A 17,986-nucleotide genomic window follows, 5' to 3' on the forward strand; every position below is an offset into this window, starting at 1 on the left:
TCACCGCGTTCTCGAGGTTCGATCGAGAAGTGGGAACCCGTAGGTGCTGTTGCACGTTGTCGGGGTATAGGTACGAAGGACGAAGGAGGATGCGATGGCGCTGTTGCTACGCGAAGCACTGGGGGACAGCCTTCGGCGTACCCGTGTGTCGCAAAGCCGCACCCTGCGCGAAGTCTCCAGTAGCGCAAGGGTCAGCCTCGGGTATCTCTCCGAGATCGAACGTGGGCGCAAGGAAGCGTCGAGTGAGCTTCTCGCGGCGATCTGCGACGCGCTCGCCGTCCCGCTCTCCGACGTCCTTTCCGACGTGAGCGAGTCGCTCGCCGATGCGGTTCCCCGCCGCAGTGGCATGAACGAGCGGGTTGCCGAGGTCGGTATCTCCGATCTCGCGGGATCCGACGGGGTGGCGCGGGATTCTGCGCGGATTGCGCAAGAGACCAGAGTTGTGATCCCTGCACCGGCGGCGCGGGCGCTTGCTGCCGCCTAACATGGATTGAAGATCGCACCGGGCATCCGGCGCGGACAAGCGACATATCCCGGCTTCGCCTCCAGGGTGATCCGGGCTCGGCAGGTTGGACCGCCGGGATTCGACCGGCAGGGCGGTCCGGAATCGGTGCGCGAGGGCCGCGCATCGGGTCGCGTTCTGCGCGGCGTACCAGATGGAGGCGGGATCACACCCATGGCTAATCCGTTCGTCAAGGGTTGGAAGTACCTGATGGCGCTGTTCAACTCCAAGATCGATGAAAAGGCCGACCCGAAGGTCCAGATTCAGCAGGCCATCGAGGACGCCCAGCGGCAGCACCAGGCACTCTCACAGCAGGCAGCATCCGTCATCGGGAACCAGCGGCAGCTCGAGATGAAGCTCAACCGCCAGCTGGACGAGGTCGAGAAGCTCAACGCGAGTGCCCGGCAGGCCGTGATGATGGCGGACCAGGCCAGTGCTGCGGGCGACACCGAGAAGGCCATTCAGTACACCAACGCCGCCGAGGCCTTCGCCGCGCAACTCGTCACCGCTGAGCAGTCGGTCGAGGACCTGAAGGTGCTGCACGACCAGTCCCTGCAGGCTGCGGCGCAGGCGAAGAAGGCTGTCGAGCAGAACGCTATGGCATTGCAGCAGAAGGTGGCCGAGCGCACCAAGCTGCTCAGCCAGCTCGAGCAGGCCAAGATGCAGGAACGGGTCAGCGAATCCCTGCGCTCCATGGATTCCACTTTGTCCGCGCCCGGAACCACGCCGAGTCTCGATGCCGTGCGCGAGAAGATCGAGCGTCGCTACGCCAATGCGCTCGGTTCTGCCGAGCTCGCGCAGAACACGGTGCAGGGACGGATGCTCGAGGTCCAGCAGGCGACCGTCCAGATGGCCGGACACAGCCGGCTCGAGCAGATCCGCGCCTCCATGAAGGGTGACGCCCTGCCCGGTGCGCCCGCGACGCCCGCCGTCGATATCGGCAAGGAGCCGCCGGCCGCTGCGGGCAGTGCCGGTAGCCAGTAACGCACGCGACCACCCCAGGAACGTGACCTCGCCATGAACGCACCCGGAAGCGGCCGGGCCGGAAGCATCTCCGGCCCGGCCGCTGCCGTGCTCAGAGACGCCACGGGCGCTGCGGTCGATGCTGCCCGCCGCTGGCGTGATCCCGCGGCGCGACTTCGTCGCAAGAAGCGCCGGGCCCGTCGTCGCGCCCGCTTGTTCGGCGCAGCAGGCGGCACCGGGGGTATCGGTACGGCCACACTCATCGCCGCGTCGGCGCCCGACTGGACGATCGTCGCCACCGGCGGAGCGACAGCCGCATTCGTCGTTCCCGCAGTCATGGCGGTGCGGACGTTCCGCCGCCTCGACGCGCTCCCGTTACCTCCACCCGGACCGGGCCGCCGGACTCTGCCTCCCGCAGGCTCGGTGGCGCGCGCCCCCATGGAGCGCCTGTCCGCCGACGAGCAGAGCCTGGCCCGGCTGCTCGCCGTCATCGCACGATCCGGCGCTGTCGCCGCCGACGACCTCGACGAGATCGGTGAGGCGGCGCGTGCGGCGTCGGCCGCGCTCGACGCAGTGGTCGAAGACGTCGTCGCGCTCGAAGCGGCGTCGCGGGGGAGTGCTGCCGCAGGCGCACACCTCGACACGGCGATCACCGCTGCGGGTCAGCGGCTCGAGTCGGGCGTCGACCAGTACGAGGAACTCGTCGCGGCCGCCGCCCGCCTGGCTGCCGCCCCGGAGGGCAGCCGCTCGATGGCGCTGCTCGAACAGCATCGAGCGGAGCTGATCACCACGTCGGACAAGCTCGAAAGCTGGGCACTGTCCTGGCAGGACGTCGCGCAGATCGAGCGGCGCTATCGCGGCCGTCCGTAGCCGGCGCGCGACCGAAAGCCCGCCCTCAGTCGTCGACGCCCCGCGCGGCGAGCGCTTCACCCATCGCTTCGGCGGTCATCAGCGCACCGACCACGACCGGCACGACCAGAGCGCGCAGCGAGAATCCGAGTCCGCGGGCTTTGCGTGCCTCCGTCACCCGGGTCACCACCGCCCCCAGCAGCGGGATCGCGCGGATGGTCATTACCAGCACGAGACCGACACGATCCGGGTCGACGCCCACACGGCGCAGCGGCCGCGCGGCGGACACGATCGCGTCGAGCATGTCCGTCATGCGTGTCGTCAAGGTGACGAGCGCGGCGAGTGCGACGGCGACGAGCAGTGAACCGCAGATCACGACAGCGCGTTCCCAGCCCGCGACGATCCATTGGAACGCGCCGACGAACGCCAGCATCCACACGATCGGCCGCAACTGGATCACCGTGAGCCGCAGGGGTATTCGTGCAACCGTGTACGTGATCACCGCGAGTACGGCAGCCGGAAGAACCTGCCAGGGCTGCCGGATCCACAGGCTCAGGACCACGATGATCGCTGCGGTGACGACAAGCTTCGGTCCGGCAGGCACTCGATGCAGCACCGACGTCCCGGGGTGGTAGAGGCCGAAGGTGTTCACCCGATCAGCTTCCGGTAGTACGCGACGGCCGGTCCGGGTTCGTCGTCGGCCACGATCAGACCCGAGTCCACCACGAGGACGCGGTCGAACTCCGTGAGCAGATCCAGGGCGTGGGTCACCACCACGAGTTGCTGGCGGAGCGAGGCGAACGTGCGGGCGATCAGCTTGGTGTTGCGCAGGTCCAGCAAGGTGGTGGGCTCGTCGGCCACCAGCACGTCCGGGTCGGTGACCATGATCGCCGCGAGTGCCAGCAGTTGTTTCTGCCCACCGGAGAGCAGGTGGCTCGGATGATCGTGGTGCCCGGCGAGACCGAACTCGGCGAGCACCTCCCGCACCCGGTCGGCGCGCTCCGCTTTCCCCAGTCCGCTGCGTCGCAGAGAGAATGCGACGTCTTCCGCGACCGTCGGCATCACGATCTGATGGTCGGGATCGGTGAAGACGAAGCCCACCCGCTTGCGGACCTCCCGGCCCTTCTTCGCGGTGTCGAAACCGTCGACCGTCACGGCGCCGGCGGAGGGCACCACGAGACCGTTGATCATGCGCGCGAGCGTCGACTTCCCGCTCCCGTTCGCCCCTACGATGCCGACCCGTCGCTCGGTCAGCGTCAGGTCGATGCCGTCGAGGACGGTCCGGTCACCGTAGGAGTGACGGACCTGCCGGAAGCAGATTTCGCTCATCGACCGGTGCGCTCCGTCCGTCAGTGCGTCGGGTCGGCTGCGGGCTGCCGCTGGATCCGGGCGGCGAGGAGCGCCGGGTAGGCCCGGTGGACCTGCGCCGCGACCGCAGCGGCGACGACAGCCTTGATCAGGTCGCCCGGAAGGAAGGCGACGTTCGCGGCGGCCGCGGCCCACACCGTCAGGTCGGTCCGGAGCACCATGCCGGCGATCCCGAGGGCGTACAGGACGACGATGCCGCCGAGCACGTTCACTCCGACACCCAGCACTGTCCGGTACCGGGGGAGCATCCGCATGCTCAGCCACCCGATGACGGCGACGGCGGGAATCCAGCCGATCAGGAAACCCGCGGTCGGTCCGGCCAGGGACGTGAGCGTCGTACGTCCGCCCGCCAGCACGGGGAGTGCGAGACCGATCACGATCACCGTCGTCACCGACAGGACACCCTTCCGGGCGCCGAGCAACGCGCCGGCCAGCATCACACCGAGAGACTGCAGGGTGATGGGGACGCCGGAAGAGCCGATGGTGATCTGGCCGGGCAGACCCAGCGCGATGATCAGAGCGGCGAAGACGGCGATCTGCGCGAGATCGCGAGCGGGCATACGACGGGTCGAGGACACGTTTTCTCAGCCTTCTGACGGCGGGTCGAGTAGCAGTGGGATCGAACGTGTAGAGCGTAAGGGTCCAGGAGGGTCCCCACGCCACCACCCCCGTTCGGGGTGCACCCCTGAGACGGCCGGGCCGCGCGCTGCGGGTATCCCCTGATCTTTTCCTGAACTACGCGATGACGTGGTGTTTTTCCGTCGTGACGGTGTGAGGATCGAGTGTGTACGACAGCGACGGTGCTCAGGTGCCAGGCGGGAGAACACGATGTTCTGGAAGATCGTAGGAATGGTCGCACTCGTGTGGGTGGGCCTCGCGGTGATCGGCGCCCTGTTCGACCACCTGTTCGGCATCCTCGTACTCAGCGCGATCATCTTCGGTGGATATCTGCTGTACAAAGCGATGTCGCGCAGTGACAGGGACGACCACGTCACCCGGTTCTGACCGGACGGTGGACAGCCACGGCGGCAGAGAGGGGGCCCGGCGGTAGAGGTACCGCCGGGTCTTCGTCCGCGCGGTGTGTCCCGGAGTCCGGTGAGCCGGACCGTGCGGGTGGATAGTGAGTGCATGGATCCTGTACCGGAGGACTGGCAACGCGCCGTCGTGGTGGTGGCGCACCCGGACGACATCGAATACGGCGCGGCGGCGGCAGTCGCGAGATGGACGCGGCAGGGCAAGGACGTGCGGTATGTCCTCGCGACACGTGGCGAAGCGGGTATCGCCGGTCTTCCGCCGGCACAATCCGCGCCTGTACGTGAGGACGAGGAGCGGGAGTCCGCTCGGATCGTCGGGGTCGAATCGGTCGAGTTCCTCGGGCACGCCGACGGCCTGCTCGTCGCGGGTCCGGAACTGCGCCGCGATATCGCGGCTGCGATCCGGCGGCACCGGCCGCAGATGGTCGTGACCGCCCATTTCGGGGAGACCTGGTTGCCCGGAATCCTCAACAGCGCGGACCATCGTGCACTCGGTATCTGCGTCCTCGACGCGGTGGCCGACGCCGCCAACGAGTGGATCTTTCCGGAATTGACCCGCGACGGGCTCGAACCCTGGCCGGGTGTGCGGTGGATCGCGGTGAACACTCCGTCACCGACGCACGCGGTCGACGTCACCGAGACTGTCGAGACCGCCGAGCGCTCGCTCGCGGCGCACCGGCGATATCTCGAGGCGCTGAGCACCGTGGACGTCGACGAGCAGGCCCGGGCACAGGTGCAGATGTCGTCGGGAGCGTTGCCGGGGTTCCCGGCCGAGCGTGCCGTCGGGTTCGAACTGTTCACCGTCGCGGGGTAGCAGCGGACCGTCCTGATCGGCTGTGGCAGTCTGAGCTGCGTGCGAGTGGCAGTGGTGGCAGGACCCGATGCAGGCCATGCGATTCCGGCGATCGAATTGTCGCGCCGGTTCGCCGCCGCCGGCCACGAGGCGATCCTGTTCACCGGTGAGCGCTGGTTCGGCATCGATGTTCCGGGCGTGACCGTCGCCGAGCTCAAGGGGCTGGCTCCGCGGTCGGACGATGACGACGCGGATGCCGGGGCCAAGATCCATGGACGGGCCGCTCACATCGCGACCGAGATGCTCCAGGACCTCAGCGCTCTGCTCCCGGACCTCGTGGTGTCGGACGTCATCACCGCCGGGGGCGGCATGGCGGCCGAGCGCCTGGGCATTCCCTGGATCGAATTGTCGCCGCACCCCCTCTACCTCCCGTCTCGTGGATTGCCGCCGATCGGAAGCGGGCTCGCCGTGGGCACCGGAGCGGCAGGACGCCTCCGCGACACCGTGCTGCGTGCCATGACCGCGAGTTCGGTGCGTAAAGGTGTCCGGCACAGGGCGGACGCGCGGATCGGGATCGGCCTGCCGGCCCGGGACCCCGGACCGTGCGCGCGCCTCGTCGCGACCGTGCCCGCCCTCGAGGTGCCCCGGCCCGACTGGCCCGCGCACGCCCACGTCGTCGGCCCGCTGCTGTGGGAACCCACCGACGTGGTGCTCGAGCCTCCGTCCGGCACCGGGCCGCTGGTGATGGTCGCACCGTCGACCGCCACGACCGGTGTCGTGGGACTGGTCGAGTCGGTGTGCGAGGGGCTGAGCGGCACGGGGATGCGGGTGGCGGCGACGATGCTCGACCCGCCGGCCGGTTCGCTGCCGGACTGGGCGGTCGCGGGGCGCGGCCGTCAGGACGTGCTGCTCCGTGCCGCCGATGTGGTGGTGTGCGGCGGAGGGCACGGAATGCTGGCGAAGGCGCTCAGCGCCGGAGTTCCCGCCGTGATCGTTCCCGGTGAAGGCGACCAGTGGGAGCTTGCGAACCGTGCGGCCCGGCAGGGCAGCGCCGTGGTCGTCCGGCCGCTGGATGCGGGCGCGGTGCGGACCGCGGTGGAGACGGTGTTGTCGCGCCCGGAGTTCGCGGCGGCGGCCCGCGCCGCGGCTGCCACGGCGGGAAGTGTCGAGGACCCGGTCGCGGTGTGCGAGGCTGCCCTCCGCTGAAGCACGGTGCGGTGAGGAACTCGGGAAGATCGAATTGCCGCGGGGCGGATGCGGCACCGCGTCGTCGGGGACGACTACCGTGGGGCGCGTGCGGTTGACGGAATTCCACGAGATGGTCCGAGACGAATTCGGGCAGATGCACGGCGACGCCCTGCTGCGCGACCACGTGCTCCTCGAACTGGGTGGACGTACCGCCGCCCAGGCGATCGAGACAGGCCAGGAACCTCGGGAGGTGTGGCGGGCTTTGTGCGAAGAGTTCGATGTGCCACCGGCGCGACGGTGACCGCAGCGCAGCGGGGAGTGCCCTGTTCCGACCATTCGAACAGATGTTCGTCTATGCTGATATGGCCGGGCGGTGACGACGCCGTCCACACGGAGCGAATCCATCCACAGAAGAGACGTTCTGTGCTCGCCGCAGCGAACTTGTCGGTACCGGCTTCTAACGTCGTCGACAAGCAGGACGAGATTCGATGAAGGGGACCAACATGGCAGCACAGACTCACGATCGCGAAAAGGCGCTCGAGCTCGCCCTCGCGCAGATCGACAAGAACTTCGGCAAGGGCTCGGTGATGCGACTGGGGGAGGAAGCCCACCAGCCCATCGCAGTGATCCCGACGGGGTCGATCGCTCTCGACGTCGCGCTCGGAATCGGTGGTCTCCCGCGTGGCCGCGTCGTCGAGATCTACGGGCCGGAATCCTCCGGTAAGACGACGGTGGCACTGCATGCGGTGGCAAACGCACAGGCGAACGGCGGTCTCGCCGCCTTCATCGACGCCGAGCACGCGCTCGACCCCGAATATGCCCGCAACCTCGGAGTCGACACCGACGCGCTGCTGGTCTCCCAGCCCGACACCGGTGAGCAGGCTCTCGAGATCGCAGACATGCTCATCCGTTCCGGTGCCCTCGACATCATCGTGATCGACTCGGTGGCGGCTCTCGTGCCCCGAGCCGAGATCGAAGGCGAGATGGGCGACAGCCACGTCGGCCTGCAGGCCCGGCTCATGAGCCAGGCACTGCGCAAGATGACCGGCGCGCTCAGCAACTCCGGCACCACCGCGATCTTCATCAACCAGTTGCGCGAGAAGATCGGCGTGATGTTCGGCAGCCCCGAGACCACCACCGGTGGCAAGGCGCTGAAGTTCTACGCCTCCGTGCGTCTCGATGTGCGACGGATCGAGACGCTCAAGGACGGCGGCGACGCGGTGGGCAACCGCACCCGCGTCAAGGTCGTCAAGAACAAGGTGTCGCCTCCTTTCAAGCAGGCAGAGTTCGACATCCTGTACGGACACGGCATCAGCAAGGAAGGTTCGCTGATCGACATGGGTGTCGAGCACGGCTTCATCCGGAAGTCGGGTTCCTGGTACACCTACGAGGGCGATCAGCTCGGACAGGGCAAGGAGAACGCCCGCAAGTTCATGCTCGAGAACACCGACGTGCGTGACGAGATCGAAAAGAAGATCAAGGAGAAGCTCGGCATCGGGGCGGTCGTCACCGCCGGCGAGGCCGAAGAGCCCGCAGACTTCTAGAGTTCGAGACTTCCACGAGGTTCGTGAGGAAGGGGCCGACCGGTGTGGTCGGTCCCTTCGCCGTATCCCGTCGGTGTCCTCCTCTAGTGTCCGCAGCATGGACGACAGCAGCCGAGGGGGCACTCGGGGGAGTAGCCGACGCAGATCCGAGCGAAGCTCCGGGCCCGACCGCAGTTCCCGCACCGACCGGGGCACCGGCAAGGAGCCCGGCGGAGGAACCGAAGCACAGGCGAAAGACGTGTGCCTTCGCTTGCTCACCGATCGCGCCCGCAGCCGCGCCGAACTTGCCGCGAAGCTCGAGCAGAAAGGCTTCACAGCGGAAGTCGCCGAACGCACCCTCGACCGTCTCACCGAGGTGGGACTGATCGACGACGCGGACTTCGCCCAGCAATGGGCGCGGTCACGTCACCTGTACTCCGGCAGAGGAAAACGTGCGATCGCGCTCGAGTTGCGGCGCAAGGGCATCGACGCCGACGACGCCGAAGCGGCCCTCGACCGGATCGACAGCGACGACGAACGAGAGCGCGCCGTCGAACTGGTCCGGAAGAAGCTTCGCACCCAGCCGCCGCTGTCCACCGAGGGCGACCGGCGCGAACGTGCGCTCGAGCGAGACAAGGTGGTGCGGCGGCTGGTGGGAATGCTGGCACGACGCGGCTACGCGCAGGGCATGGCCTTCGACGTGGTGCGGCAGGAACTCGCGGCCCTCGGTGCCGACACCGGCGACCTGCCCGCCGACTGACAGGTCACCGCTTGTCGGTGATGTCCATGCCCGGGACGGCCAGCACAGGGATCGTCTGAGGACTTTCCGCAGGCACTGCGCCCTTCTTCCCGCGTCCGGAACGCAAACGCTTCTCGAGTCGCGTCGCGAACTGGGTCAGAGCACTGTTGAGCACGATCATGATGGCGGCCACCACGAGCAGCGACGGCAGGTAGTTGGAGAAGAAGGCGCCGAGTTGCTGTCCGGAACGCACTACTTCGACGTATCCGATGAGGTAGCCGAGCGCGGAGTCCTTCAGCGCGATCACCATCTGCGACACGATCGCCGGCAACATCACTGTGACCGCCTGCGGCAGCAGGATGAGCCGCATGACCTGGTTCTTCCGCATGCCGATCGCCGATGCGGCCTCGGTCTGGCCGCGGGGAAGCGAGTTGATGCCGGCTCGCACGATCTCGGCGATCACCGATCCGTTGTAGAGCGTCAGGCCGGTGATCACCGCAGCGAGTGCCAGATAATCCGACTTGAACACGCGGTACTCGGCGAACACCTGGTAGGCGAAGATCATGAGGATCAGGACGGGAACGGCCCTGAACAGTTCCACGATGGTGCCGGCGACGATACGTACCGGGCGATGATCCGACATGCGTGCGATGCCCAGCACAGCACCGAGAATCAGCGCCAGAACGATCGAGACGGCCGCCGCGATGAGTGTTCCCCGGATGCCGGGGAGGAGATACGTTGTCCAGCTGGTCGATTCGAGGAACGGCTCCCACTTCGCCGCGGTCAGCTGACCCTGCGAGTCGAGTGCTCGGTAGATGAACCACGCGGCGAGCAGCAGTAGCGCGACCACCACCACCGACAGGATCCGGTAGATCGCCTTCGCGCGGGGGCCGGGTACGTCGTAGAGAACGCTTCCGCTGGCACTCATCGTGCTACCTCGAATCGCTTGCTGAGCCAGCCGAAGAGAAGGCCGGTCGGGAGGGTCAGGATCACGAACCCGAGGGCGAAGATGCCACCGATCGCAAAGATCGCGGCTTCGTTCTCGATCATCGTCTTCATCAGCAGCGACGCTTCGGAGACGCCGATCACCGAGGCGATGGTCGAGTTCTTCGTCAAGGCGATCAGCACCGAACCGAGCGGCGCGATCACCGCACGAAATGCCTGCGGCAGCACGATGAGCCGAAGGTTCTGCCCGAAGGTCAGGCCCAGTGAGCGCCCGGCCTCGGACTGCCCGAGCGACACGGTGTTGATGCCCGAGCGCAGGGACTCGCACACGAACGCGGCGGTGTACACGGTCAGACCGAGCACCGCGAGGCGAAAGTTGTTGTCGACGAGGAACGTCGGGGAGGACTCCGAGGCGAGTTTCACTCCGAGTGTCTGGGACAACCCGAACAGGCAGAAAATGATGATCAGCGTCAGTGGCGTGTTACGGAAGATGGTCACGTAGGCGGTGCCGATGGCCCTCGCGACGGGGATGGGGGAAACCCGCATGCCCGCGAGGATCGTTCCGAGGACCAGCGCGCCGATCGCCGACACGACCGTCAGCTGGATGGTGGTCCAGAACGCATCGAGCAGCTGGCTTCCGTACTTGCTCAACAGATCCACAGGTCTACTCCGGATCGAGGGGAGGGCGGTTGCCGGAGCGGTCCGGCCGGTTCGCGACGTCGTCGACGAACCGGCCGGGCGCTACTTCGGCGGGGACTTCCGGAACCGGATCGACCGGTGCCGGGTTCTACTCAGTACTTGTCGACCGACGGTGCTTCGGGGAGCGGGTAGCCCGACGCGCCGACCGTCTCCTGGAACGCAGATTCCCATGCTCCGCTGGAGATCATCTCTTCGATCGCGTCGTTGATCGCGGTGCGCGACTCGTCGTCGCCGAGGGCGACGCCGATGCCGTAACGCTCCTCGGTGAACGGCTCACCGACGACCTTGAACTCGCCGGGGCTCTGTGCTGCGTAGCCGGCGAGGATGATGTCGTCGGTGGTCACCGCATCGACGGCCCCGTTCCGCAGCGCCTCGACGCATGCCGAGTAGGTGTCGAATTCCTGCAACTGGACGTCCTGCGCGTAGGTGTCCTTGACCTTCTGCGCCGGGGTCGAACCTGCGACCGAGCAGAGACGCTTGCCACCGTTGAGCGAATCGGGGCCGGTGATGTCGGTGTTGTCCGAGCGCACCAGCAGCGACTGGCCGGCGACGAAGTACGGGCCGGCGAAGTCGACCTTCTCCTTGCGGGAATCGGTGATCGAGTAGGTCGCGACGACGTAGTCGACCTCACCGTTCTGGATGAGCGTCTCGCGCTGTGCCGACGGGGCTTCCTTGAACTCGATGTTCTCTTCCGAGACGCCGAGCTGGCCGGCGATGTACTTCGCAACCTCGACGTCGAACCCGGTGAAGGTTCCGTCGGGGTTGCGCAGGCCGAGCCCGGGCTGATCGAACTTGATGCCGACGGTCAGGTTGCCGTTCTCGGCAGAATCCGACACGCTGCGCGTCTCGTCGCCGCCGCAGGCCGTCGCGGTGACGGCAAGGGCAATCATGCCGATGCCCAGGCGGATCGAGCGGGACAGTTTCATCGAGTACCTCCGGTTTGCGGGTGTCGTGCGGGTGGAAACGGCGCGGACATCTCCGCACCGGCGCTTGCAGGGACCTCACGGGGCAGTCGCCCACGAGGTCGGCTCAGTGGCTGAGGATCTTGCCGAGGAAGTCCTTGGCGCGATCGGAACTGGGCGAGGTGAAGAAGCTGTCCGGGTCGGTGTCTTCGACGATCCGGCCGTCCGCCATGAACAGCACCCGGTCGCCGGCCTTGCGGGCGAAGCCCATCTCGTGGGTCACGACGACCATCGTCATGCCCTCCTTCGCCAGCGAGGTCATGACGTCGAGGACTTCCTGAACCATTTCGGGATCGAGCGCCGACGTGGGCTCGTCGAACAGCATCACCTTCGGGTTCATGGCAAGCGCCCGCGCGATGGCGACGCGCTGCTGCTGGCCACCCGAAAGCTGCGCGGGGTACTTGTCGGCCTGGTTGGCGATGCCCACGCGTTCGAGGAGCCGCATGCCGGTCTCGCGTGCGTCGTCCTTCTTCATCTTCCGCACCTTCACGGGCCCGAGCGTCACGTTCTCGAGGATCGTCTTGTGGGCGAAGAGGTTGAAGGACTGGAACACCATGCCGACGTCGGAACGGAGCTTCGCGAGAGCCTTGCCCTCGGCGGGAAGCAGCGTGCCGTCGACCCGGATCTCTCCCGAGTCGATCGGTTCGAGCCGGTTGATGGTGCGGCACAGTGTGGATTTTCCCGATCCCGAGGGACCGACCACGATCACGACCTGCCCACGAGGGATTTCGACGTTGATGTCCTGCAGCACGTGAAGGTCGCCGAAGTGCTTGTCGACTCGGGAGAGGGAGATCATCGAGGTGGTGCTGTCCGAGTTGTCGGACGGCTTCTCCGTCCCGGCTGCCGGTGATGTCATGGGGAGACCTTATGCGGTCCTTGCGCCGATTCCTCGCATTTCGGGCCGTGGAGTGAATGCTGTCACGGAAAATTTACGGCCGCCACCGGAACAGACCGGTTCGTCGGTCGCCCGGCGTCACCGGCGGGAAGACCCCTCGTCCGCGTGAGCTACCCTGAGACGTGTCACTGATCGACGAGAATGTCTCCCGCGCCGCTGCCCGGACCTACGAAGTCCGCACATACGGCTGCCAGATGAACGTGCACGATTCCGAGCGACTGTCCGGATTGCTCGAGGACGCCGGTTTTCATCGTGCTTCCCCGGGAACGTCCCCTGACCTCGTTGTTTTCAACACGTGCGCAGTCCGCGAGAACGCAGACAACAAGCTCTACGGCAACCTCAGTCATCTGCGGCCGGTCAAGGACGAGAACCCCGACATGCAGATCGCGGTCGGAGGCTGTCTCGCGCAGAAGGACCGCAGTCTCGTCGTCCAGAAGGCCCCGTGGGTCGACGTGGTCTTCGGCACCCACAACATCGGGAACCTGCCGGCGCTGCTCGAGCGGGCGCGTCACAATCGCCGCGCGGAAGTCGAAATTCTCGATTCCCTCGAGGCTTTCCCCTCCACGCTTCCCGCCAAGCGGGAGTCGCCGTACGCGGGATGGGTGTCCATCTCGGTCGGATGCAACAACACCTGCACGTTCTGCATCGTGCCGTCGCTGCGGGGCAAGGAAGTCGACCGGCGTCCGGGCGACATACTCGCCGAGGTCAAAGCCCTCGTCGACGAAGGTGTCCTCGAAGTGACGCTGCTCGGGCAGAACGTCAACTCGTACGGCCGGTCCTTCGCCGATCCCGAACAGCCCCGCGACCGCGGCGCCTTCGCCTCACTTCTGCGTGCGTGCGGTGACATCGAGGGCCTCGAGCGTGTGCGGTTCACCTCACCCCATCCGGCGGAGTTCACCGACGACGTCATCGAAGCGATGGCGCACACACCGAATGTCTGCCCGCAGCTCCACATGCCGCTGCAGTCCGGCAGCGACCGGATCCTGCGCGCGATGCGCCGGTCCTACCGCAAGGACCGGTTCCTCGGCATCATCGACAGGGTGCGCGCCGCGATGCCGCACGCCGCGATCACCACCGACATCATCGTGGGCTTCCCCGGCGAGACCGAGGAAGATTTCCAGGACACTCTCGACGTCGTCGAACAGGCCCGTTTCACCAGTGCGTTCACCTTCCAGTACTCGAAGCGCCCCGGCACCCCGGCAGCCGAGATGGACGGCCAGGTTCCCAAGGCAGTCGTCCAGGAACGCTACGAGCGGCTCATCGCACTCCAGGAGCGCATTACCCTCGAGGCGAACCGCGAACTCGTGGGTACCGAGGTGGAACTGCTCGTCGCCGCCGGGGAAGGGCGCAAGAACGCCGAGACCGCGCGCATGAGCGGGCGCGCACGCGACGGGCGCCTCGTGCACTTCCGTCCCGAAGGCAACATCGACACCGCTGTTCGTCCCGGCGACGTGATCACAGTCGTCGTCACCGGGGCGGCGCCGCACCACCTCATCGCCGACAACCCGATACTCACCCACCGCCGTACCCGCGCCGGAGACCATTTCGAGCAGGGCAAACTCCCCAAGACTCCGCCGATCGGCGTGGGTCTGGGCCTGCCCACGATCGGTGCTCCTGCCGACCTCCCGACCCAGATGGGATGTAACGCATGACCGAGGAGATCCGTGCCGGCCTCGAGGCCGCCGAACGGAACGCCGCCAAAGAGATCGATCCCGGTGCGCGTGCGATGGTCGTGGCGATCGCAGTGCTCGTGCTGCTCGGCTCGTTCGCTCTGCCGCACGCGGGTTCGGCGAACGGCTGGGAGGTGCTGGCCTTCGCCCCCGACGCCGTGACGCAGGAGATCGCCCTCCCGTCCCGGCTGTTCGTGTGGTTCGCCCTGATCTTCGGCGGACTCGGCTCGATCCTGGCGCTGCTCACCCGCAAATGGGTGCTGGCCTGGGTGACGCTGGCAGGTTCGTCGGTCACACTCGTGTTCGGGATGCTCTCCATCTGGACACGTCAGACGCTGCCCGTCGAGTCGGTGGCGAGCGGCCCGGGCTTCGGAGTCGTCCTGGGCTGGTTCGCGATGATGGTGATCGTCTTCCACTGGGCACGCGTGGTGTGGGCGCGGACGTCCGCACAACTCGAAGCAGAGAGCGACCTGCGTCGCGTCGTCGCCGAAAACGACCGCCCGCGGCTGTTCCGCGATACGTAGAGATCCCCCGGCGCTACATACGACGGTGCCCCTCCCGATTCCGGGAGGGGCACCGTCGTATGTCCGTCACAGTTCGCCGACGGCGCCTTCTGCGGCTTCGGCCCATTCACGCCACTGCGAAGCCTGCGCCAAGGCCTGCTCCGCTTCCTTCTCGCGGCCGTTCGCCGTCGCCTTGGCGGCCTGGTCCTCGAACTGACGCACCCGCTCACGGAACTGCGCGGCACGGGCGAGAGCTTCGGGGTCGGTGCGGCGCCACTCCGACTCGGAGGCGTCGCGGACGCGCTTCTCGATGGCGCGCAGGCGGCCTTCGAGGTCGTGGGTGCGCTCGCGCGGCACCTTGCCGATCGCCTCCCACTTGTCCTGCAGTTCCCGCAGTTGCGCCCGCGCGGCCTCCACGTCCGTGGACGGGTCGATCGTCGCGGCCTTCTCGAGCAAGGCTTCCTTCGCGCGCGCGTTCTCCTCGAACTCGGCCTCGCGCTCGGCGTTCGCGCTGTTGCGCGCCGCGAAGAACACGTCCTGCGCGGCCTTGAAACGCTTCCACAGCTGATCGTCCGCTTCGCGCGGCGCCCGGCCGGCGGCCTTCCACTCGGCGAGCAGGTCGCGGAAGGTGGCTGCGGTAGCGCCCCAGTCGGTCGAGTCCCGCAGCGACTCGGCCCGCGCGACCAGCTCTTCCTTGCGGCTCTTGGCGGTTGCCCGCTCACGGTCCAGTTCGGCGAAGTGCGCACCGCGACGACGGTTGAACGCTTCGCGGGCCTTCGAGTACCGGCGCCACAAGACGTCGTCGGCCTTCCGGTCGACTCCGCGGATGGACTTCCACTCGTCGAGGATCTCGCGGAGCCGATCGCCCGCCGCTTTCCACTGCGTCGACTCGGCACCGATCGTCTCGGCTTCCGCTGCGAGCGCTTCTTTCCGTGCGGTGCTCTCGGCGCGCTGTTGTTCCTTCTCGTGCTTGGCGGCGACGGCAGCCTGCTCCGACGCGGTGATGATGTCGGCGAGCCGCGCGGAGAGCGCGTCGAGGTCTCCGATCACCGCGGCCGTCGGGAGGGATTCGGCGAGGGCTTCCGCCGCGGCGCGTGTCTTCTTGATGTCACCGGTGCCGGAGGCGAGCCGCGTCTCGAGGATTGCTACCTCGGTGGCGAGATCGTCGTATCGGCGCCCGAAGTGGGCGAGGCCTTCTGCCGCGTCACCGGCTTGCCACGAACCGATGCAGCGTTCCCCCTCGGCGGTGACGACCCACGCGGTGCCGTCTTCGTCGACCCGGCCGAACTTGCTGGGATCGCCGGCCGGCACCGAGGGCATGTGTGGATGGCTCTGGGAGGTGACGGGGTGCGGCTTGGGGTGCGAGCCGGTGCTCTGGACGCCGGCGGTCGCGGCCTTCACCGGGCCGGGACGCGGGGCACCCGGCTTGGGCGGTCCGGGCCGGGGTGCATCGCCGGGCGTCCGCTCCACTGCGGGTTCCGGTGCATTCGGGTCACTCATCAGTACCTCATCTCTGCCGCGCGGCACGGCTGCCTGGTCGCATCGTTCTACCGCAGGTCGGGTCGCGGGAGTCCGTGACCACACATCCGCCCCCTATTGAAACAGGTCGTGGCGGCGCAGGGCGCCGGGTCCGGTCGACTACCGTTGCCGGTGTGTTGATCGCCGGGGCCTTCGTGCCCTCCCCACCGCTGCTCGTACCGGAGCTCAACGGTCTCGCCGTGGCCGAAACCGATGCCCTTCGCCGGGCGGTGCTCGACGTCGCCCGCGAACTCGCTGCGGTCCCCGAGTGGCTCGTCGTCGGCACAGGAGATGTTGCTGTCGAGGTCCCCCCGACGGCACGCGGCACCTTCCGCGGGTACGGGGCGGATGTTCCCGTCGCGCTGGGACCGGGCGCGCGTGGCGAGCCCGATCCCGATCTCCCGCTCGCTGCTCTCGTCGCCGGATGGCTTCGAGACCGCGTGGCTCCGGAAACCCTCGTCGACGTGCACATCCTGGCCGAAGACGCCGACCCCGCGACGTGCGCGAAGCTCGGCCGCCTGGTGCGCGAACGGCTCGACGCCGACTCCGTCCCACGTGCGCTGCTGGTGGTCGCGGACGGTCCCGCGACCCTGACGGACAAGGCGCCGGGAGCGTTCGACCCCCGATCCGGGAACGTCGACTCGGAGCTTGCGACGGCGTTGGCCTCGGGCGACCCCGACGGTCTGGCGGCGCTCGACCCGGCCCTGTGCGCCGAGGTCCGGCTGGCCGGCCGCGCGGCATGGCAGGTGTTCGCCGCGGCGTTCACTCGGGCGCCCGCCTCTGCGGTGGTCACCTATGCCGAGGCGCCGTACGGCGTGGGCTACTACACGGGGCTGTGGCGCCCGTGACCGGCGGGACGGTCCTGCGACCGGTCGCTGTCGTCGGTCCCACCGCAACCGGCAAGTCCGACCTCGGCCTCGATCTCGCGGACTCACTGGGCGGCGAAATCGTCAACATCGACGCGATGCAGCAGTACCGCGGCATGGACATCGGAACTGCCAAACTTCCCGTCGAGGAACGGCGTGGGATTCCGCATCATCAGCTCGACGTTCTCGACGTCTCCGAAACGGCGACGGTCGCGCGTTATCAGGTTGCCGCGACAGCGGATATCGAAGCCGTACTCGCCCGGGGACGCGTCCCCGTCATCGTGGGCGGCTCGATGATGTACGTCCAGGCGCTGCTCGACGAGTGGCAGTTCCCCGCGACGGACCCGCAGGTCCGGGCCAAATGGGAGGCGGTGCTCGAGGAAGGCGGGCCCGCAGCTGTGCACGAGGCGTTACGCCACGCCGACCCCGTCGCGGCCGAGACGATCCTTCCGACCGACGGCAGGCGGATGGTGCGTGCACTCGAGGTCGTCGAACTCACCGGCATGCCGTTCGCCGCATCCCAGCCGACGATCGGTGATCCCCGCTGGGACACCGTGATCCTCGGCGTCGACCGCGAGACCGAGGAACTGGACGACCGCATAGCCCGCCGCACCGACACCATGTTCGACCTCGGGCTCGTGGACGAGGTCCGGACGCTGGCCGAGAACGGATTGCGCGACGGCGTCACCGCCCGCCGCGCCATCGGGTACGCCCAGGTTCTCGAGTATCTCGACGGTGGGTACGACCTCGCCCATGCTCGCGAACGTACGTTCATCGGGACCCGCCGTTACGTCCGGCGCCAGCGCTCGTGGTTCCGGCGTGATCCGCGCATCCACTGGCTCGACGGCAGCGATCCGAAGCTCACCGAGTCCGCGCTGCGTGCCGTGCGGGACGCCGAGACCGGTGTGACGCCGAGACCGGTGTGACGCCGAGCTCTCGGATGACGCCGGACCTTCGTTGACCGCCTGT

At 67.7% G+C, this 17,986-nt stretch carries 21 protein-coding genes; 13 read left to right on the forward strand and 8 right to left on the reverse strand.

Translation table 11 applies throughout. The features are described 5' to 3' along the window. Positions 1-94 precede the first annotated feature (94 nt). The 3 genes from HF877_RS07990 to HF877_RS08000 all read left to right on the forward strand — a co-directional run bounded on the left by HF877_RS07990 (position 95) and on the right by HF877_RS08000 (position 2,335). Complete coding sequence (locus HF877_RS07990) at positions 95-484, forward strand: helix-turn-helix transcriptional regulator (protein WP_169620623.1); 390 nt, start codon at positions 95-97, stop codon at positions 482-484. Positions 485-676: 192 nt separating this feature from the next. Then, entirely contained in the window at positions 677-1,486 is an 810-nt protein-coding gene (locus tag HF877_RS07995) for a PspA/IM30 family protein (RefSeq protein ID WP_169620624.1), read from the forward strand. Between the two features lie 33 nt (positions 1,487-1,519). Further along, positions 1,520-2,335, forward strand: a complete 816-nt coding sequence (locus HF877_RS08000) for a hypothetical protein (RefSeq protein ID WP_169620625.1) — start codon at positions 1,520-1,522, stop codon at positions 2,333-2,335. A 25-nt stretch (positions 2,336-2,360) separates the two neighbouring features. Here the strand turns inward: HF877_RS08000 and HF877_RS08005 are convergent, their stop codons facing one another. Genes HF877_RS08005 through HF877_RS08015 form a run of 3 tightly spaced genes read right to left on the reverse strand, consistent with a single transcriptional unit; the run spans position 2,361 to position 4,260 of the window. Then, positions 2,361-2,966, reverse strand: coding sequence for an energy-coupling factor transporter transmembrane protein EcfT (locus HF877_RS08005; RefSeq protein ID WP_169620626.1), 606 nt, complete (start codon positions 2,964-2,966; stop codon positions 2,361-2,363). Continuing rightward, positions 2,963-3,643, reverse strand: coding sequence for an ABC transporter ATP-binding protein (locus tag HF877_RS08010; protein ID WP_169620627.1), 681 nt, complete (start codon positions 3,641-3,643; stop codon positions 2,963-2,965). Before HF877_RS08010 ends, HF877_RS08005 begins: the two co-directional genes overlap by 4 nt. 20 nt (positions 3,644-3,663) lie before the next feature. After that, on the reverse strand, positions 3,664-4,260 hold the full coding sequence (locus HF877_RS08015) for a biotin transporter BioY (protein ID WP_169620628.1): 597 nt from the start codon (positions 4,258-4,260) through the stop codon (positions 3,664-3,666). Positions 4,261-4,510: 250 nt separating this feature from the next. On the opposite strand from HF877_RS08015, the gene HF877_RS08020 reads away from it, so the two are divergent. From HF877_RS08020 to recX, 6 genes are all read left to right on the forward strand, one after another. Beyond that, on the forward strand, positions 4,511-4,687 hold the full coding sequence (locus HF877_RS08020; protein WP_169620629.1) for a hypothetical protein: 177 nt from the start codon (positions 4,511-4,513) through the stop codon (positions 4,685-4,687). A 123-nt stretch (positions 4,688-4,810) separates the two neighbouring features. Then, positions 4,811-5,530, forward strand: a complete 720-nt coding sequence (locus HF877_RS08025) for a PIG-L deacetylase family protein (protein WP_169620630.1) — start codon at positions 4,811-4,813, stop codon at positions 5,528-5,530. A gap of 39 nt (positions 5,531-5,569) precedes the next feature. Further along, positions 5,570-6,715, forward strand: coding sequence for a nucleotide disphospho-sugar-binding domain-containing protein (locus HF877_RS08030; RefSeq protein WP_296550890.1), 1,146 nt, complete (start codon positions 5,570-5,572; stop codon positions 6,713-6,715). A gap of 88 nt (positions 6,716-6,803) precedes the next feature. After that, positions 6,804-6,998, forward strand: coding sequence for a DUF3046 domain-containing protein (locus HF877_RS08035; RefSeq protein ID WP_169620631.1), 195 nt, complete (start codon positions 6,804-6,806; stop codon positions 6,996-6,998). 202 nt (positions 6,999-7,200) lie between these two features. Then, entirely contained in the window at positions 7,201-8,241 is a 1,041-nt protein-coding gene (gene recA / locus HF877_RS08040; protein WP_169620632.1) for a recombinase RecA, read from the forward strand. 97 nt (positions 8,242-8,338) lie between these two features. Further along, on the forward strand, positions 8,339-8,980 hold the full coding sequence (recX, locus tag HF877_RS08045) for a recombination regulator RecX (protein ID WP_169620633.1): 642 nt from the start codon (positions 8,339-8,341) through the stop codon (positions 8,978-8,980). 4 nt (positions 8,981-8,984) lie between these two features. On the opposite strand, the gene HF877_RS08050 is transcribed toward recX, so the two are convergent. From HF877_RS08050 to gluA, 4 genes are all read right to left on the reverse strand, one after another. After that, a complete protein-coding gene (locus tag HF877_RS08050; protein ID WP_169620634.1) occupies positions 8,985-9,887 on the reverse strand; it encodes an amino acid ABC transporter permease in 903 nt (300 codons plus the stop codon). Then, on the reverse strand, positions 9,884-10,564 hold the full coding sequence (locus tag HF877_RS08055; RefSeq protein WP_169620635.1) for an amino acid ABC transporter permease: 681 nt from the start codon (positions 10,562-10,564) through the stop codon (positions 9,884-9,886). Before HF877_RS08055 ends, HF877_RS08050 begins: the two co-directional genes overlap by 4 nt. Before the next feature lie 131 nt (positions 10,565-10,695). Beyond that, a complete protein-coding gene (locus tag HF877_RS08060) occupies positions 10,696-11,529 on the reverse strand; it encodes a glutamate ABC transporter substrate-binding protein (RefSeq protein WP_169620636.1) in 834 nt (277 codons plus the stop codon). 103 nt (positions 11,530-11,632) lie between these two features. Continuing rightward, the gene (gene gluA / locus HF877_RS08065; RefSeq protein WP_169620728.1) at positions 11,633-12,361 is read right to left on the reverse strand and encodes a glutamate ABC transporter ATP-binding protein GluA; all 729 of its coding nucleotides are present in this window, start codon (positions 12,359-12,361) and stop codon (positions 11,633-11,635) included. A 221-nt stretch (positions 12,362-12,582) separates the two neighbouring features. Between gluA and miaB the strand changes: the two genes are divergently transcribed. Then, complete coding sequence (gene miaB / locus HF877_RS08070; RefSeq protein ID WP_169620637.1) at positions 12,583-14,112, forward strand: tRNA (N6-isopentenyl adenosine(37)-C2)-methylthiotransferase MiaB; 1,530 nt, start codon at positions 12,583-12,585, stop codon at positions 14,110-14,112. After that, a complete protein-coding gene (locus HF877_RS08075) occupies positions 14,109-14,654 on the forward strand; it encodes a hypothetical protein (RefSeq protein ID WP_169620638.1) in 546 nt (181 codons plus the stop codon). The genes miaB and HF877_RS08075 overlap by 4 nt, the downstream gene beginning before the upstream one ends. A gap of 66 nt (positions 14,655-14,720) precedes the next feature. Here the strand turns inward: HF877_RS08075 and HF877_RS08080 are convergent, their stop codons facing one another. Next, a complete protein-coding gene (locus tag HF877_RS08080) occupies positions 14,721-16,133 on the reverse strand; it encodes a DUF349 domain-containing protein (protein ID WP_169620639.1) in 1,413 nt (470 codons plus the stop codon). Between the two features lie 152 nt (positions 16,134-16,285). Between HF877_RS08080 and HF877_RS08085 the strand changes: the two genes are divergently transcribed. After that, positions 16,286-16,999: a class III extradiol dioxygenase subunit B-like domain-containing protein gene (locus tag HF877_RS08085; RefSeq protein ID WP_169620640.1), complete on the forward strand. Its 714-nt coding sequence runs from the start codon at positions 16,286-16,288 to the stop codon at positions 16,997-16,999. Beyond that, positions 16,987-17,943 (forward strand): tRNA (adenosine(37)-N6)-dimethylallyltransferase MiaA, encoded by a 957-nt coding sequence (gene miaA / locus HF877_RS08090; RefSeq protein WP_346765090.1) that lies wholly within the window; start codon positions 16,987-16,989, stop codon positions 17,941-17,943. Before HF877_RS08085 ends, miaA begins: the two co-directional genes overlap by 13 nt. Positions 17,944-17,986: the final 43 nt, after the last annotated feature.

The sequence above is a fragment of the Rhodococcus sp. BL-253-APC-6A1W genome, from assembly GCF_012843405.1.
GTDB lineage: Bacteria > Actinomycetota > Actinomycetes > Mycobacteriales > Mycobacteriaceae > Rhodococcus.

Excerpts from the sequence above, each read along its gene's own strand:
- HF877_RS07990 (WP_169620623.1), top strand. The coding sequence starts at position 95 with ATGGCGCTGTTGCTACGCGAAGCACTGGGGGACAGCCTTCGGCGTACC.
- HF877_RS07995 (WP_169620624.1), top strand. The coding sequence starts at position 677 with ATGGCTAATCCGTTCGTCAAGGGTTGGAAGTACCTGATGGCGCTGTTC.
- HF877_RS08000 (WP_169620625.1), top strand. The coding sequence starts at position 1,520 with ATGAACGCACCCGGAAGCGGCCGGGCCGGAAGCATCTCCGGCCCGGCC.
- HF877_RS08010 (WP_169620627.1), bottom strand. The coding sequence starts at position 3,643 with ATGAGCGAAATCTGCTTCCGGCAGGTCCGTCACTCCTACGGTGACCGG.
- HF877_RS08020 (WP_169620629.1), top strand. The coding sequence starts at position 4,511 with ATGTTCTGGAAGATCGTAGGAATGGTCGCACTCGTGTGGGTGGGCCTC.
- HF877_RS08025 (WP_169620630.1), top strand. The coding sequence starts at position 4,811 with ATGGATCCTGTACCGGAGGACTGGCAACGCGCCGTCGTGGTGGTGGCG.
- recA (WP_169620632.1), top strand. The coding sequence starts at position 7,201 with ATGGCAGCACAGACTCACGATCGCGAAAAGGCGCTCGAGCTCGCCCTC.
- recX (WP_169620633.1), top strand. The coding sequence starts at position 8,339 with ATGGACGACAGCAGCCGAGGGGGCACTCGGGGGAGTAGCCGACGCAGA.
- HF877_RS08050 (WP_169620634.1), bottom strand. The coding sequence starts at position 9,887 with ATGAGTGCCAGCGGAAGCGTTCTCTACGACGTACCCGGCCCCCGCGCG.
- HF877_RS08060 (WP_169620636.1), bottom strand. The coding sequence starts at position 11,529 with ATGAAACTGTCCCGCTCGATCCGCCTGGGCATCGGCATGATTGCCCTT.
- gluA (WP_169620728.1), bottom strand. The coding sequence starts at position 12,361 with ATGATCTCCCTCTCCCGAGTCGACAAGCACTTCGGCGACCTTCACGTG.
- HF877_RS08075 (WP_169620638.1), top strand. The coding sequence starts at position 14,109 with ATGACCGAGGAGATCCGTGCCGGCCTCGAGGCCGCCGAACGGAACGCC.
- HF877_RS08080 (WP_169620639.1), bottom strand. The coding sequence starts at position 16,133 with ATGAGTGACCCGAATGCACCGGAACCCGCAGTGGAGCGGACGCCCGGC.